A 15,646-nucleotide genomic window follows, 5' to 3' on the forward strand; every position below is an offset into this window, starting at 1 on the left:
GATTGAGCGCCCATAGCTCAGCTGGATAGAGCATCGGACTTCTAATCCGACGGTCGGGGGTTCGAATCCCTCTGGGCGCGCCACCCTCTGACCCGCCCGAACGGTCCGCTGACCTGCGGATACTCGGTGGGGCACCCATGATCGCGCGTCCGCCCCGTCTTCGGAGCCTTCTACGCGATCAACTTCGCGCAGATCGCACGGCGGACAGCGAGACCCGCAGGGCGCCGCCGGTGTACTCGGAGGACACCGCGGTGGCCCCGAAGGCGATGGCCGCCGCGCCGGGACCTGTTCTACGCCGACAAGACGGCGGTCCTGGCCGGCGCCGCCCTCGTCGTGGGGCTCGCCGCCTCCTTCGCCACCTTCTTCGCGGGGCAGGCGTTCCTGGGGAGGCACGCCATCGGCCTGGGCGAACCGGGCGCGCTGCGGGCCTGCCTCGGCGCCGGGATCTACCTCGCCCTGATGGCCTTGTTCGCCGCGGGGCTCACCTTCCTGCTGCGCAGCGCCGTCGCGGTGCTGAGCCTGCTCATCCCGTTCATCCTGATCGTGTCCTTCGTCGTCGGGGACATCGCCGGCGGAGCCGCCGCCTACCTGCCGGACCGGGCCGGGCAGCAGGTGCTGCACCGGGACACCACGGGAGGCCCCGGCCCCTGGACGGGGCTCGCGGTGACCGCGCTGTGGGCGGCGGGCGCACTGCTGGCCGGGTGGCAGGCGGTGCGCCGCCGCGACGCCTGACGCCCCGGCCGGCCCACTTCGGGGAGGGCCCGGCCCCCCGCTCGAGGGCGCGACGGGCCGGGGCGGCGGCCGCGTCGGGACGGATCAGCGGGTCCACTCCGGGTCGCGGCCGAGGTAACGCAGCAGCGCGGCGGTGGCGTCGTCGGCCGGCCGCGGGTCGAGGGCGGGCGCGTAGGCGAAGCCGCGGAGCGGCTCGGCGATGGCCCTGGCCACCGGCAGGAGGCGCTCGGACAGTTCGGCGTGGAGCGGCGACGGACGGCCGGTGGCGACCGCGATGTCCCAGGCGTGCACGGCGGCGTCCAGCGCGGCGGCGCCGACGGCGGTCTCGGCCGTCATCGGCCCCTGCGGCAGCGGCGTCGGGACGGTCTGCGCGTCCGGCGACACGGTGGCGAAGGCCCGCGCCGAAACGCGCACGGCGCTCTCGAGCAGGTCCTTGGGGTCGCCGGGCGCGTCGGTCGCGGGGTCGAACGGGTTCTCCTCGGGCCCGCCGTCACCGGAGATCGCGGCGGCGTAGGCGCGCTGGTCGCCGGCGGCGTGCCGCAGCACCTGCGCGACGTTCCACTGCTCGCACGGCGTCTTCGCCGCCCAGTCCGCGTCGCCGAGCTCGGCGGCGGATGCGCGCAGCGCGTTGTGGGCCTGCTCGAGAAGCGACCAGGACGTGGCGGTCATGCGAACCTCCGGAGGTATCACTGCGGAACGGATCGTTCCGTTCAAACTTTAGCGGAACGGATCATTCCGTTCAAGCTAGAATTCCGGCCATGGAGACCAAGGCATCCAGTCGGAGAGGACGGGCGGCCGAGGCCGCCCGCAACGACCGCGCGATCCTCGACGCGGCACGAGCGGTGTTCATCCGCGACCCCGAGGCGCCGATCTCGGCGGTGGCCGAGGAGGCGGGGGTCGGCGTCGGCGCCCTCTACCGGCGCTACGCCGGCAAGGAGGAACTGCTGCGGACGCTCTGCGCGGACGGCCTGCGGCGCTTCACGGCCATCGCGGAGTCCGCGCTGGCCCGGCAAGACGCTCCGTGGGAGGCGTTCGAGACCTTCGTGCGCGGCGTCATCGACTCGGACGTGCACTCTCTCACCGTGCACCTGGCCGGCACGTTCGCCCCCACTCCGGAGTTGCGGACGCTGGCCGCGGAGGCGTCCGCGCTGGCCGCGCGGATCCTCGACCGCGCGAAGACCGCCGGCGCGCTACGGCCGGACGTGGCCGCCAACGACCTCCCGATGATCTTCGATCAGATCACCGCCATCCGTCTCGGCGACGCCGAGCGCACCGCGGCGCTGCGTCACCGCTACCTGACGCCGTTGCTGGACGCGCTGCGCGCCGACACGCCGACCCGGCCGCTGCCCGCCTCCCCGCCGAGCGACGAGGAGGTCGGAGAACGGTGGCGGCCCCCGGCGCCGGCACGCTCCCCGCGGAGCCGCCCCCGCCGGTGACTCTCCGTCGCCCAAGGATGGTCGGCGCCCATGGCCTGGCGACGCTGGAGGACCACCGGTTCCTGAGAAAATCAGCCACTTCGACCGCGAGCGGATCCCCGAACGCGTCGCGCACGCCCACGGGACCACCGCGTTCGGGTACGTCGAGGCGTACGGCCGGATCGGCGACGAGCCGACCGGCGCCTTCACCCGCGCGAACTCTTCCAGGAGGCCGGCAAGCGCACGCCAGTGTGAGTCCGAAGATCACTGGCGATCGGTGCGCGAAGAGACGCACCAATCGCCAGTGATCTTGGTCTAAGCCGGGAGACCCGTCAGCGGCTCAGCCCGCGTCGCGGCTGTCTCACACGGTCGCGAAGGCGAGCCCCGCGCCGACGGCGACGATGACCGCCAGGACGACGATGACCGTCACCGTGGCCAGCGGCTTCTTGCGATGCGGCACGTACACGGCCGTGGGTTTCCTCGGCTCCGGCGCCGCAGCGGACGACGACGGCGACGTCGGGCGGCTCGGCGTCGTCCGTGGCGGCGGGGCCGCCGGACGCGGCGCGGCCGGCCGGACGGCGACCGGGACCACCGGCGCGGGCGACGCGGCCGGGGGTGCGGCGGGCGGCGCGGGGTGCGGCGGGGTCGGCGGTGCCGGCGGCGGAGGCGCCGGCGGCGAGGTGGGGGGCGGCGGTGTCGGCGGTGCCGGTGGCGGGGGCGGGGGCGGCGGAGGGGGCGGTGGAGGTGCGGCGCGCCCGCAGGCTCCGATGGCCAGGCGGACGTCCAGGGCGTGCAGCAGGTCCAGGTCGAGGCATACCGAGAGCGTCACGGCGAGCAGCGGCTGTGGCCCACCCACCGCGACGGAGACCGGCCGGGGCGTGCCCGCGGCGACGGAGAGTGGCAGGAGGCCGCCCGCGGCGACGGAGAGCGGCCCGGGGTCGCCGACGGTGACGGGCAGGAGCCCGGCTCCGCCGGGGCCTGTCACGGCGAGCCGCCGATCGGCCGGTATACGGGAACGGCCGGAAACACGATCGGCGCCGTGAGACCGCGCCGGGACGTCCTGACCGGACCGATGGGCTGGCTGCGGCTCGCGCGGACCCACCGGACCCTCGCGGGCCGGTCGCGTCGCGGACCGGGATGACGGGGAAGACGACGGTACGGGACCGGCGGCGGGCGGCCCGCCGGAGCCCGAATTCTGTGCGCCCGAACCCTGGGAGGCCGCCCCGTCGGCGAGCGGGTCACCGAAGGCCGGGGCGCTGGGGAGCAGACTCCCCAGAAGGCCCCCGGCGAGCGACGCCCCGGGCACAGAGCGGTCGGCGGGCTCGGCCGAGGATGCCTGGCGCACCTCGCCGGGCGTATGTGACCCGGTGGTACGGGCTCCGCCACCCGCCAGGGCTGCGGGTGAAGGACCGCCGGGGGGCTCGGCCGAGGGGAGCCGGTGTCCCACGCCAGCCGCGCGGGACTGGATGGCGCGGCCTCCGGCACGCGCCGCCGAGACTGCGGATGAAGAACCGTCGGAGGGTCCCGTGGAAGAGGTCCGGTGGGCCGGTCGGGACCGGGCGGAGCGGGTCCTGTCGTCGGCCGGTTGAGCCACGGGGACAGACCGGTCGGAGGACTCCGTGGCGGTGCCCCGGTGCATCGGGCCGACCGTGCGGGATCGGGTCGAGCGGGCCCTGTCGTCGGTCGGCGGGGCCGCGGAGCGAGGGCCGTCGGAGGACTCCGTGGCGGAGGCCCGGTGCATCGGGCCGGGCGTGCGGGACCGGGTGGAGTGGGCCCCGTCGTCGGCCAGGGCGGGGCTCGCCATGAGCCCGATGAGCGAGCCCGTGGCCAGAACGCTGATGCCGCGTGCGCGCATGGGTCACCGGCTCTCGGGGATGCGGGGGAACTCCTGTTGGGCCGACGTGAACGCGTCGGGCTTGACGCGGAGCGCGCCGTTGAACACGTGGGAGATGTCGAACGCGAGGTAGATCCCGACGGCGAGCATCGCGGCCATCGCGGCCGCCGGGATGAGGGCCGTCCCCCGGGGCCGGGCCCCGGCGAGGAACGGGAACGCGCCGACGAGGATCCCCGTGACGACGGTGAGGGCCAGCAGGCCCTTCGGCGGGGCGCTCTTGGCGTCGACCGCGCGCTGGCCGCGGGCGGCCGCCATGTCGCGGATGCGGTCGAGGAGGCTGCTGCGGGCGGTCTCCGCGTTGTTGCCGGAGACCTGCAGGCCGGTGACCTGGGCGCGCAGCGTGTCCAGGCGCGCCCAGCCCTCCTGACTGAGCCGCCCCTGCCTCATGACCTGCCACTCGTTGTCGACGACGAAGCGCACGTAGTCGCGGAGTGACGCCTGGATCTGGGTGCCGGCCGGGGCGGGCAGCGCCGCGGCGGCCCAGTAGGCGTCGACGATCGCCTGGCTCTCCGCCTGGGTGTTCTGCCGGGCGGAGTCGGCCGTCGTCCACGGGACCACGATGGCGATGGCGAAGACGAGCAGGAAGAGGGAGGACAGCATCGAGCCCGCGTGACCCGCGGTCGTGCTGCCCGGCCCCCGGTCGTCGGCGCCGTGACGTGCCTTCCGGAAGAGGAACGCGGCCGCGAACACGGCCCCGACGGCCGCGGCTACAGCGAGGGTGAACACGAGCATGACCGTCTCCATGGCTTGCCGTTGACGAGACGCGCGTGCGCCGACCTGTAGCGCACCGTCACATGACTATCACACTACGTATCTCGTTAGTAGCCGCAACGGCTGCTGTCCGAAGGCGGCCAACGACGGCGGGTGACCCGCCGGTCGAGTCGCGGTGCGCGAGACCGCGGGATCAGGACTCGTCGGCGCGGGTGAGCGCGAGCCAGGCGTGCAGCGCCATCTCGAGCGCGAGTTGCCGGTCGGTGTCGTACAGGCGCTCCCCGAACAGGTCCTCGAGCTGCCGGAGGCGGTACCGCACGGTCTGCGGGTGGATGTGGAGGCGTTCGGCGGCCTCGTTCGCGTTGAACCCGCGCTGCAGGCAGGCGAGGAGCGTCTCGGCGAGGCGTTCGCGCTGCCCGGGGCGCAGGTCGTCGAGGGGGGCGAGCCGGGCGGCGGCGACGTTCCGGATGAAGTCCTCGTCGCGGAAGATGACGAGCGTCGCCTCGTGGTCGCTACAGCGGATCAAACCGTCCTCGGAGATGATGCCGCGCCGGACGAGGGCGAGGGCCTCCCGCGCCCACCGCAGCGAGCTCGCCGCGGAGCGGAGCGGGACGGTCGGGCCGACGGCGGTGATCCAGTCGACGTCGATGGCCTCGAGGATCCGGGAGCGTCCCGGGCCGTCCGGGTCGGGCAGCAGCAGGTACGGCTGCGGGCAGTCGGTGTCGACCAGGACGTCCGGTGGAAGCGTCAGCGGGGTGAACTGGTCCTGCTTGCGCTCGTGCAGCGCGACGCCCGCGACCGTACGGGGCAGGGCCCAGCCGACGATCCGGGCGACCTCCGCGACCTCTTCCGGGGACGCGGGAGGGTCGGACAGGAGCAGGCCCAGGAGCCTGCGCCGGCGGCGCTCGACCTCGCCGGCTGCCCGCCCGATCGCCTTGAGGTACCCCTCGGAGGCCGCGGCGGCGATCTCGTCGAGGAAGAGGAAGATGGCCTCGGCCAGCGGGCCGAGCACGTCGGGCGAGTCGCACTGGTCGGCGATCCGGCGCCAGGCCAGCCGGGCGCCCACCCTGAGGGACCGCTGCAGCGCGTCGAGGCTCCGGCCCTGGTCGGCCTCCCAGGCCCCGATCGTCCGGTACACCGAGGCGATGCTCTCCCAGGGGGCGCGCGGGTTCTCCAGCAGGTCGACGAACTGGCGGAACGCGCCCTCGACCGCGAGCCGTCGCTGGTCCTGGAAGACGTCGTCCTCCGGCCGGTCGAACTCGGGCAGCCGGGATGCGATCTCGGCGATCACCTCGTCCGCCAGCGGTCCGACGAGAGGACGCAGCCAGGCGGTCGTGCCCCGGGGGACGGCCAGCCACGGCCGGGATTCGGCGTCCTGTCTCCTCGCCACGGTCAACACACCCTTCACCGGCCGATCGTGCACGACGGGGGCGGGCTCGGTCGGCGGATGCCGACGACTCGGTTGATTCAGCCGGCACCGGCCCGTGCGGCGAGCCGCTGTTCGTCCGGCCAGCGGACGTCGCGGGCCCAGCCGAGGCGTTCGAAGAGCCAGATCAGCCGGGCGCTGGAGTCGAGCTGGCCGCGCAGGACGCCGTGCCGCGCACAGGTCGGGTCGGCGTGGTGCAGGTTGTGCCACGACTCGCCGCCCGACAGCGGGGCGAGCCACCAGACGTTGCCGGACCGGTCGCGGGACCGGAAGGGGCGCTCGCCGCCGACGTGGCAGATCGAGTTGATCGACCAGGTGACGTGGTGCAGCAGGCCGATGCGGACGAGCCCGGCCCAGAAGAAGGCCGACCAGGCGGCGCCGCCGTCCCAGGTGCCGGAGCCCCACAGGCCGCCCGCGACGGCGGGACCCGCGAAGGAGAACAGCACGATCAGCGGCTGCCACTGCGCGACGCGGCGCAGGTCGGTGTCGGCGAGCAGGTCGGGGACGTAGCGGCGCTGGTTGGTCTTCGGGTTGTTGAACGTCCATCCGACGTGCGCCCAGATCATGCCCTTGACGAGGGCCGGCACGGTGTTGCCGAACCGCCAGGGCGAGTGGGGGTCCCCCGGCCGGTCGGAGAACTGGTGGTGGCGGCGGTGGTCGGCGGCCCAGGTGATCACGTCCCCTTCGACCGCCATCGTGCCGGCCACGGCGAGCGCCACCTTCAGCGGGCGGGCGGCCTTGAACGCCTTGTGGGTGAACAGCCGGTGGTGACCGATCGTGATGCCGTGCCCGGCGATCACGTACATCACCGCGCCGATCACCAGGTCGTGCCACGTCACGCCCCAGCCCCACAGGACGACGACGGACACGATCACGGCGATGAACGGAATCCCCACGAAGATTCCGACGATCACTCGGTCGCCGATGCCCATCCGCGCTCCCCAGGGAGCGTTCGCGTCGACCGCAACGGCCTGTTCCGCCATCTGACCCTCCTCCTGACATCGCGGGTCAGCGGAACGTTACTGGCGAGTATCTTTGTGATCTACGCAACAATCGCACACCTTGACCACCACAGTCCTCACAGAAGTGACAAGCCGCGCGGACATCGGCGACACTGCCGACAAACCCGTCTTCCGTCGCCACGATCGGCGGATCAGGAGCCGACTTCCCGAGGTTTTTCAGCCGCCTTTCGGGTGATTCCGCGATATCTCCGGTGCAGGGTTAGCGACCCTTTACCGATGCGCCAGCAGCGCCGTCCTTACCGCGCCTTTACCGTGGGCGGCGCGGGGCGGCGCGAGAACCGTCGCCACGGGAATGCCGAGCTCGGACGAGCACACGGGGGGAACACATGGATGCGCATTCCGGCCGGCCCGTACGATCGGCACGGCGAAACGAGGCCGGAGACCGCCTCCGAAGGGCGATCGACACCGAATCGGTCATGCCGCTCATCGGGGTGTTCGACATGTTCTCGGCGTCCGTTGCGGCCCGCCACTATGACGGGTTGTTCGTCTCCGGATTCGGGTTCGCCGCCTCGCACTACGGCCTTCCCGACATCGGCTTCATCGCCTGGCCGGACATGGTGGGCTTCGTCCAGCGGCTCCGGCTGGCCTTTCCCCGGCACCACCTGCTCGTCGACATCGACGACGGCTACGTCGACCCGGAGGTGGCCTGCCACGTCGTCGAGCACCTCGAGGCCATCGGCGCCTCCGGCGTGATCATCGAGGACCAGAAGCGCCCCCGGCGCTGCGGCCACGTCGACGGCAAGCGGATCCTCCCGCTCGAGGAGTACCTGGAGAAGCTGCGGCTGGTCCTGCGGACCCGGAGGGACCTCGTCGTGGTCGGCCGGACCGACGCCACCGACGAACGCGAGATCGTGCTGCGCGCCGAGGCCCTCGCCGCCACGGACGCCGACCTCATCCTCGTGGACGGCGTACGCGGCGCGGAGTGGATCCGCAAGATCCACGCCGTGACCGGCGGCAAGCCGCTGGTGTTCAACCAGATCGCCGGCGGCAGGTCGCCGCGGTTCTCGCTGTCCGACCTGAGCGACCTCGGCGTCGGCGTCGCCATCTACAGCACGCCGTGCCTGTTCGCCGCGCAGGCGGCGATGGAGCGGGCACTGGTCCGGCTGCGGGCGGAGGACGGCCGGTTGCCGGAGGTCGCCGGTGGCACGGTCGGCGTGGCCGACTGTCTCTCCCTCCTGGAGGGCAACCTCAGCCGGCACCATCCGCGGGACGACGGCTGATCCGTCCCCCCGCGCATCATCTGCTCAGGACTGTTGGCGACTTCGTGTTCATTAGTGCATGATGCAAGCACGAATCGCTCAATAACGAGCAAACCCGGAGGCAGGATTGGCGCAGCAACACGTACTGGCCGAGATCGAGAGTCAGCCCTCCTGCTGGCGGCGGGCGGCCGACCGGCTGGCCGACGCACGGGACGTACTCCCCCGTGACGGTGAGCGGGTCGCCGTGTTCGGTTGCGGCACGTCCCTGTACATGGCCAGGGCGTACGCGGGGTTGCGCGAGAGCCGGGGCCTGGGCGTCACCGACGCCTTCCCCGCCTCCGAGCTCCCCTTCGGCCGCGACTATGACCGGTATGTCGCCATCAGCCGATCCGGCACCACCACCGAGGTGCTCGAGGCGGTCGAGCGCCTGCCGAACGTCACGGCGATCACCGCGATCCACGACGCGCCGTTCGCCGCCGGAACGCGGCAGGTGATCCTCGACTTCGCCGACGAGAAGTCCGTGGTGCAGACCCGCTTCGCCACGACGGCGCTGGCGCTGCTGCGGGCCTCCATCGGCGACGAGGTTCCCGCGGACGACGCCGAGCGGGCGCTGGCCCAGCCGCTGGACCCCGAGTGGGTGGCCGCCGAGCAGATCAGCTTCCTCGGCCGCGGCTGGACCAACGGCCTGGCGGACGAGGCGGCGCTGAAGGCGCGCGAGGCCGCGCAGCTGTGGACCGAGTCCTACCCGGCGATGGAGTACCGCCATGGCCCGATCAGCATCGCCCAGCCGGGCCGGCTGACCTGGATGTTCGGTACCGCTCCGGAGGGTCTGGCCGACGACGTCGCCGCGACGGGCGCGACGTTCGTGACCAGCGACCTCGACCCGCTCGCGCACCTGATCGTCGCGCAGCGGGTGGCGGTCGCCCAGTCCGAGGCGAAGGGACTCGACCCCGACCGCCCGCGGTCGCTGACCCGCTCGGTCGTGCTGAAGTGATCGTCGCTCTCGACGTCGGCGGCACGTCGATGAAGGGAGCGGTCCTCTCCCCCGGCCTCGACCGGGTCGCCGCCCTCCGCCGGCCCACGCCGCGGGGCGAGGCCGCGGTGGACGCCGTGCTGGAGACCGTGGTAGAGCTGGTCGAGCAGGCGGGCACCGCACAGGCCGTCGGCCTCGCGGTGCCCGGCATCGTCGACGACGAGCGCGGCGTGGCCGCCTGGTCGGAGAACATCGGCTGGCGCGACGTCCCGTTCCGCGACCTGATCGCCGAGCGCACCGGCCTGCCGGTCGCGGTCGGCCACGACGTACGCGCCGGGGGCACCGCCGAGATACGCCTCGGCGCCGCGCAGGGCGCCCGCAACTCGCTGGTCATCCCGATCGGCACCGGCATCGCGGCGGCGATGGTGGTCGACGGGCACCTGTGCGTCGGCAACGGCTACGCCGGGGAGATCGGGCACATGTCCGTCGGCGCCGACGAACCGTGCGTCTGCGGCGGCACCGGCTGCCTGGAGGCCGTCGCGTCCGCCGCGGCGGTCGGCCGCCGCTACGCCCGCCGTACGGGCCGGGACGCGACCGCCGGTGAGGTCGCGGCCCTGGTGAGCGAGGGCGACGCCGACGCGGCGGCGATCTGGGCCGAGACGATCGGCTTCCTCGGCACCGCCCTCGCCGCCGCGACCGCGCTCGTCGCACCCGAGGTGATCGTCATCGGCGGCGGCCTGTCGCGGGCGGGCGACCTCCTGCTCGGCCCGCTCTCCGACGACCTCGCCGGACGGCTCACCTTCCACCGCCGGCCGCGCCTCACGATCGCGACATTCGGCGACGAGGCCGGGTGTGTGGGCGCCGGTCTGTGGGCACGCGACCTATTGGAGCGACGATGACGACGATGACGGTGCTGAGCGCGGACAAGGTCGTCACCCCCGGCGGGATCCTCGAACCCGGATGGGTCGGCGTCGAGGACGGCCGGATCACGCGCGTCGAACAGGGCCGGCCGGAGCGCGCCGACCGGCACGCCCACGTGATCGTCCCCGGCTTCGTCGACATCCACTGCCACGGCGGCGGCGGCGCGTCGTTCGACTCGGCGGACCCGGACGAGTGCGTGCGGGCGGCGGCGTTCCACCTCGAGCACGGCACCACGACGCTGGTCGCCAGCCTCGTCACCGCCTCCCCCGCCGAGCTGGAACGCCGGGCGTCCGTGCTCGCCGAGCTGGCCGACGACGGCGTGCTCGCGGGGATCCACTACGAGGGGCCGTTCCTGTCCGTCGCCCGCAAGGGCGCCCACGACCCCACGCTGCTGCGCGACCCCGACCCCGCGACCGTGGAGCGGCTGCTCAAGGTCCCGAACGTCCGCATGATGACGCTCGCGCCCGAGCTCGACGGCGGCCTGGACGCGGTGCGCCGCGTCCGCGACGCCGGGGTGGTCCCCGCCGTGGGGCACACCGACGCGACGTACGACGTGGCGGTCGAGGCGACACGGGCGGGCGCGCGGGTCGCCACCCACCTGTTCAACGGGATGCGGCCGCTGCACCACCGCGAGCCGGGACCGATTCTCGCGCTGCTCGAGGCGCCCGAGGTCGTCGTCGAGCTCGTCGGCGACGGCGTGCACCTGCACCCCGCGATCGTGGCGCACGTCGCCCGGGTCGCGGGCGGCGCGCGGACCGCGCTGGTCACCGACTCCATCGCGGCGGCGGGCATGTCCGACGGCGAGTACACCCTCGGCGGGCTCGACGTCGAGGTGCGCGACGGCGTGGCGCGGCTGGCCGAGGGCGGCTCGATCGCCGGCAGCACGGCGACGACCGCGGCGGTCTTCCGGCAGACGGTGCGGGCGTCCGGCGTCGCGCTGGAGGAGGCCGTACGCCTCGCGGCGACGACCCCGGCCACGCTGCTCGGCCTCACCGACCGGGGCGCCATCGCCCCCGGGCTCCGCGCCGACCTGGTGCTGCTCGACACGGACCTCCGGGTCCAGAGCGTGGTGACGGCGTGATCGTCACCGTCACGCCGAACCTCGCGCTCGACGTGACGTACGAGGTGCCGGAGCTGCGGCCGGGCGGCACCCACCGGGTCCAGACCGTGCACACCCGCGCGGGCGGCAAGGGCGTGAACGTCGCGCGCGTGCTGCGGTCGCTCGGCCACGACGTCCTCGTCCTCGGCCTGGCCGGCGGGGCGACGGGCGACGCCGTCCGCGCCGACCTCGACGCCGCCGGCCTGGCGCACGACCTGGTCCCCATCGCCGGGGAGACCCGCCGTACGGTCACCATCGTCGCCGGCGGTGACGCGACGCTCCTCAACGAGCCCGGCCCGGTCGTCGCCCCGGAGGAGTGGGCGGCCCTCGAGGCCCGCATCCCCGACGCCGACGTCGTCGTCATCTCCGGCAGCCTGCCGCCGGGCGTGCCGCAGGACGCCGTCGCCCGGCTCGCCCGGCGCGACGTGCCCGTCATCGTCGACACGTCCGGCGAGGCCCTGCGGCACGCCGCGCCGTACGCCTGGGCCGTCAAGCCGAACGCCGCCGAGCTGGCCGAGCTGACCGGCACGGACGACCCGGTGGCGGGCGCACGGGCGCTGCGGGCGCGCGCCATCGTCGTCTCGCTCGGCGCCGACGGCCTCATGGCCGTCACCGGTGACGAGGTTCACCGCGTGCCCCCGCCGCGGGTGGTCAGCGGCAATCCGACCGGCGCCGGGGACTCCGTCGTCGCCGCGCTCGCCGCCGGCGTCGGAACGCCGTGGCCCGACCTGCTCAAGGACGCCGCCGCCCTGTCGGCCGCGGCCGTACTCGCCCCCGTCGCGGGTTCCTACGATCCCGCCGCCTACGAAGGATTCCGCAGATGCCTCTCGTCTCCGCAGGAGAATTCGTCGTCGCCGGACAGGGCGTCGGCGCGTTCAACGTCATCCAGCTCGAACACGCCGAAGCGCTGATCGCGGGGGCCGAGACGGCGGGCCGTCCGGTCATCCTGCAGATCAGTGAGAACGCCGTGCGCTACCACTCGGCGCTCGAGCCGATCGCGGTGGCCTGCCTCGCCGCGGCGCGCGCCGCGAAGGTCCCCGTCGCCGTGCACCTGGACCACGCGACCTCCCCCGAGCTCGTACGGGAGGCGGTCGGGCTCGGCCTGGGCTCGGTGATGTTCGACGCGTCCGCGCTGGACTACGACGCCAACGTCGCCACGACCTCCGAGATGACCGCCTACTGCCACGACCACGGCGTGTGGGTCGAGGCGGAGCTCGGCGAGGTGGGCGGCAAGGACGGCGTGCACGCGCCCGGCGCGCGTACCGACCCGGAGGAGGCGGCCCGTTTCGTCGCGGCGACCGGCGTGGACGCGCTCGCGGTCGCGGTCGGCACCTCGCACGCGATGACCGACCGGACCGCGACGGTGGACCTCGACCTCATCGCGCGGCTCCGCGACGCCGTACCGGTGCCGCTCGTCCTGCACGGCTCCTCCGGCGTGCCCGACGCCGACCTGACGCGTGCCGTCGAGGCGGGGATCGTCAAGGTGAACATCGCCACACACCTCAACAAGGTTTTCACCGACGCGGTCCGGGCATACCTGGCCGACCATCCGACGGTTGTGGACACCCGAAAGTATCTGGCGCCGGGGCGGGACGCCGTGGCGCGTGAGGTGGCGCGGTTGATCGGCACGGTGCTCACCAGGGGCTGACGGGCTCTTTATCCTCCGTGGCATAGGATCGTCAAGCCCCCGGACGCCGGGCTCGCCGGTCCGAGCAGCGCGACCCTAACGGTACGTTCGAGGGTTCACGCAGGTCACGGGGGACGAGTGAGTGACAAGGACACCGGCGCCGACGCCGGTGAATTCGCAACGCAGTCAGGGTCTACGCCAACTTCCGAGCCGTCCGGCGCGTCCAACATTGGAAGCGCCGACGGGGTCGAGGCCGCGGCAGGACCGGAGGAAGCGGCCGATCCGCGCGGCGCCGCCGAATCGGCAACACCCGTCGAGTCCGGAGCCGCTGATCACCATGACGCCACTCGACCCGACATCGACCCTCGACCCGGCATCACCCCGGCCGTGCGATCCATGGCGGGGAGCCCGTCAGCGGTCATGGTCGACGAGAGCCCGTCGACCATGACCGCCGTGCACGCCCTGCCCGAGGGCGAGAAGTCCAAGCCGCCGAAGAAACCGAAGAGGCAGCGGAGCCGGCGGGCCAAGTGGCTCCGCCGCACGACGTACGTCCTCGGCGTGCTGATCCTGCTGCCCGTCGCCGCGTTCGTCGTCGCCTACCTGATGACGCCCGTCCCGAGCTCCGCGCAGCCCGACGCCGTGAAGGAGGCGTCGGTCTTCTACTACAGCGACGGCAGCGTCCTGCTCCGCACCGGCAAGAACCGCCAGCCGGTGCCCCTGTCCCAGGTGCCGAAGCCGGTCCGGGACGCCGTCATCTCGGCGGAGAACCGCAGCTTCTACAGCGACCCCGGCGTGTCCTTCAAGGGCACCGCGCGGGCGTTCTGGGCCACGGCGACCGGCGGGTCGCTGCAGGGCGGGTCCACCATCACCCAGCAGATGGTCCGCAACTACTACAGCGGTCTCAGCCAGCAGCGCACCGCGTCGCGGAAGCTCAAGGAGATCATGATCGCGCTCAAGGTCGGGCGCGAGAAGGACAAGAGCTGGATCCTCCAGAACTACCTCAACACGATCTACTTCGGCCGCGACTCCTACAGCATCGAGTCGGCCGCGCAGGCGTACTACGGCAAGGACGTCCAGAAGCTCACCCCGGCCGAGGGCGCGTACCTCGCGGCGGCCATCCAGGTGCCGACCTACGCCGGTGACCTGTCGGTGAAGGGCGCCCTGCCGTACATGCAGGCGCGCTGGAAGTACGTCGTCGACGGCATGGTGCAGATGAAGAGCATCACGCCGCAGGAGGCGGCGACCATGCGGTTCCCCACACCGATCAAGCAGAAGACGAAGGACATCTACGGCGGACAGAAGGGCTACGTCTACGAGCTCGTCAAGGCCGAGCTGAAGCGCATGGGCTACACCGACGACCAGATCGCCAAGGGCGGCCTGAAGGTCCGCACGACGTTCGACAAGGACCTGATGGACGACGCCAAGAAGGCGGTCGAGGACGCCATGCCCTCCGGCGTCTCCAAGAAGGTGATGGCGGGCCTGGTGTCGATCGACCCGTCGACCGGCGAGGTCAACGCGTTCTACGGCGGCAAGGACTACCTCGACCAGCAGTTCAACGCCGCCTTCGACGCCAAGGTGCAGCCGGGCTCGGGGTTCAAGCCGTACGTGCTGGCGGCGGCGCTGGACGACGGGATGTCGCTGGACGACTACGTCGACGGCAGCAACGACCAGACGTTCGACGGCAGCAACCAGCCGATCCAGAACGACAACAACGAGGACTTCGGCCCGGTTAACCTCGTCACCGCCACGCAGAACTCCATCAACACCGCCTACGTCAACATCGCCCAGAAGATCGGGAACGACAAGGTGATGAAGATGGCGGAGAAGCTCGGCATCCCCGAGTCGCAGCTCACCGCCAACGGCGCGAACACCGCCGTGACGTTCCCGCTCGGCGTCATCGACGTCAGCGTCGAACAGCAGGCCGCCGCGTACGCCGCCTTCGCCTCCGAGGGCGTGTACCACGCCCCGCACGTCATCCGGTCGGTCACCGACCGCGACGGCAAGAAGCGCACCGAGCCGACCGACGGCACGCGGGTCTTCAGCAAGCAGGTCGCCCGCGACGCGACGTACGCCATGCAGAAGGTCGTCGACGCGGGTACCGGCACGAGGGCCGCGCTGCCCGACCGGAACGCCGCCGGCAAGACCGGCACCACCACCAGCGGCAAGCAGCTCTGGTTCAACGGGTTCATCCCGCAGCTCGCGACCTCGGTGGCCGTCTTCCGGACCGACAACAAGGCGCTCAGCCTGCCCGGCTACTCCGCGTACGGCGGCAGCCTGCCGGCCAAGATCTGGCACGACTACCTCGTCAAGGCCGACGAGAACATGCCGGTGAAGCAGTTCGGCGACCCCTCGGTGTACCCCGGTCAGCGTCAGTGGCCGTCGTACACCGCGCCCGTCCAGCCGCGGCCGTACCCGACCTTCTCACGGCCCCGGACGACTCGGCCGTCGGCGCCGACGCACCCGACGCCGCCGACGCGCCCGACGCACCCGCCGACCGGCGGCCCGCCCCCCGGCGGCCCGCCGACCGGCCAGCCGCCGGGCCGGGCGTACGACTCCGGATCGGAGTGAGCGGTGCGGGCGCCCCCGGGGGCGCGGGCCCGCGGGGACACCCCGGGGGCCCGGGGGCC

14 protein-coding genes, 1 tRNA gene and 1 pseudogene are annotated in these 15,646 nt (G+C 73.0%); 11 read left to right on the forward strand and 5 right to left on the reverse strand.

All coding sequences use genetic code 11. The features are described 5' to 3' along the window. Positions 1–6 precede the first annotated feature (6 nt). Both AB0K82_RS25860 and AB0K82_RS25865 read left to right on the forward strand, forming a co-directional pair. Positions 7–83: transfer RNA gene (locus AB0K82_RS25860), tRNA-Arg, on the forward strand. A 250-nt stretch (positions 84–333) separates the two neighbouring features. Then, positions 334–732 carry a hypothetical protein gene (locus tag AB0K82_RS25865; RefSeq protein WP_364401403.1) on the forward strand — a complete coding sequence of 133 codons (399 nt, stop codon included), beginning with the start codon at positions 334–336 and terminating at the stop codon, positions 730–732. A gap of 84 nt (positions 733–816) precedes the next feature. Here the strand turns inward: AB0K82_RS25865 and AB0K82_RS25870 are convergent, their stop codons facing one another. Further along, positions 817–1,401, reverse strand: a complete 585-nt coding sequence (locus tag AB0K82_RS25870; protein WP_364401406.1) for a TIGR03086 family metal-binding protein — start codon at positions 1,399–1,401, stop codon at positions 817–819. An 89-nt stretch (positions 1,402–1,490) separates the two neighbouring features. Here AB0K82_RS25870 and AB0K82_RS25875 point away from each other — a divergent pair, with 89 nt between their 5' ends. Together AB0K82_RS25875 and AB0K82_RS25880 are read left to right on the forward strand one after the other, a co-directional pair. Next, the gene (locus tag AB0K82_RS25875) at positions 1,491–2,168 is read left to right on the forward strand and encodes a helix-turn-helix domain-containing protein (RefSeq protein WP_364401409.1); all 678 of its coding nucleotides are present in this window, start codon (positions 1,491–1,493) and stop codon (positions 2,166–2,168) included. Beyond that, a pseudogene (locus AB0K82_RS25880) lies at positions 2,165–2,399 on the forward strand (catalase); the annotation flags it as partial. The gene AB0K82_RS25875 and the pseudogene AB0K82_RS25880, both read left to right, overlap by 4 nt. Before the next feature lie 109 nt (positions 2,400–2,508). Here the strand turns inward: AB0K82_RS25880 and AB0K82_RS25885 are convergent. The 4 genes from AB0K82_RS25885 to AB0K82_RS25900 all read right to left on the reverse strand — a co-directional run bounded on the left by AB0K82_RS25885 (position 2,509) and on the right by AB0K82_RS25900 (position 7,161). Beyond that, positions 2,509–3,132: a hypothetical protein gene (locus AB0K82_RS25885; protein ID WP_364401412.1), complete on the reverse strand. Its 624-nt coding sequence runs from the start codon at positions 3,130–3,132 to the stop codon at positions 2,509–2,511. An 873-nt stretch (positions 3,133–4,005) separates the two neighbouring features. Next, positions 4,006–4,773: a hypothetical protein gene (locus tag AB0K82_RS25890; RefSeq protein ID WP_364401415.1), complete on the reverse strand. Its 768-nt coding sequence runs from the start codon at positions 4,771–4,773 to the stop codon at positions 4,006–4,008. A 172-nt stretch (positions 4,774–4,945) separates the two neighbouring features. Further along, positions 4,946–6,160 (reverse strand): helix-turn-helix domain-containing protein, encoded by a 1,215-nt coding sequence (locus tag AB0K82_RS25895; RefSeq protein WP_364401417.1) that lies wholly within the window; start codon positions 6,158–6,160, stop codon positions 4,946–4,948. A gap of 59 nt (positions 6,161–6,219) precedes the next feature. Continuing rightward, a complete protein-coding gene (locus AB0K82_RS25900; RefSeq protein WP_364401420.1) occupies positions 6,220–7,161 on the reverse strand; it encodes a fatty acid desaturase in 942 nt (313 codons plus the stop codon). Positions 7,162–7,616: 455 nt separating this feature from the next. Here AB0K82_RS25900 and AB0K82_RS25905 point away from each other — a divergent pair, with 455 nt between their 5' ends. The 7 genes from AB0K82_RS25905 to AB0K82_RS25935 all read left to right on the forward strand — a co-directional run bounded on the left by AB0K82_RS25905 (position 7,617) and on the right by AB0K82_RS25935 (position 15,587). Then, entirely contained in the window at positions 7,617–8,420 is an 804-nt protein-coding gene (locus AB0K82_RS25905; RefSeq protein ID WP_364401422.1) for an isocitrate lyase/PEP mutase family protein, read from the forward strand. A 106-nt stretch (positions 8,421–8,526) separates the two neighbouring features. Further along, positions 8,527–9,393: a sugar isomerase gene (locus AB0K82_RS25910; protein WP_364401425.1), complete on the forward strand. Its 867-nt coding sequence runs from the start codon at positions 8,527–8,529 to the stop codon at positions 9,391–9,393. Next, complete coding sequence (locus tag AB0K82_RS25915) at positions 9,390–10,271, forward strand: ROK family protein (RefSeq protein WP_364401427.1); 882 nt, start codon at positions 9,390–9,392, stop codon at positions 10,269–10,271. Before AB0K82_RS25910 ends, AB0K82_RS25915 begins: the two co-directional genes overlap by 4 nt. Next, entirely contained in the window at positions 10,268–11,374 is a 1,107-nt protein-coding gene (nagA, locus tag AB0K82_RS25920; RefSeq protein WP_364401430.1) for an N-acetylglucosamine-6-phosphate deacetylase, read from the forward strand. The genes AB0K82_RS25915 and nagA overlap by 4 nt, the downstream gene beginning before the upstream one ends. Next, a complete protein-coding gene (locus tag AB0K82_RS25925; protein WP_364401432.1) occupies positions 11,371–12,303 on the forward strand; it encodes a 1-phosphofructokinase family hexose kinase in 933 nt (310 codons plus the stop codon). Before nagA ends, AB0K82_RS25925 begins: the two co-directional genes overlap by 4 nt. Next, positions 12,213–13,040: a class II fructose-bisphosphate aldolase gene (locus tag AB0K82_RS25930; RefSeq protein ID WP_364401434.1), complete on the forward strand. Its 828-nt coding sequence runs from the start codon at positions 12,213–12,215 to the stop codon at positions 13,038–13,040. The genes AB0K82_RS25925 and AB0K82_RS25930 overlap by 91 nt, the downstream gene beginning before the upstream one ends. Before the next feature lie 399 nt (positions 13,041–13,439). Beyond that, a complete protein-coding gene (locus tag AB0K82_RS25935; protein WP_364401437.1) occupies positions 13,440–15,587 on the forward strand; it encodes a transglycosylase domain-containing protein in 2,148 nt (715 codons plus the stop codon). Positions 15,588–15,646: the final 59 nt, after the last annotated feature.

Origin of the sequence: Actinoallomurus sp. NPDC052274 (assembly GCF_040679475.1) — a bacterium.
In the GTDB taxonomy this organism is placed as follows: Bacteria; Actinomycetota; Actinomycetes; order Streptosporangiales; family Streptosporangiaceae; genus Actinoallomurus; species Actinoallomurus liliacearum.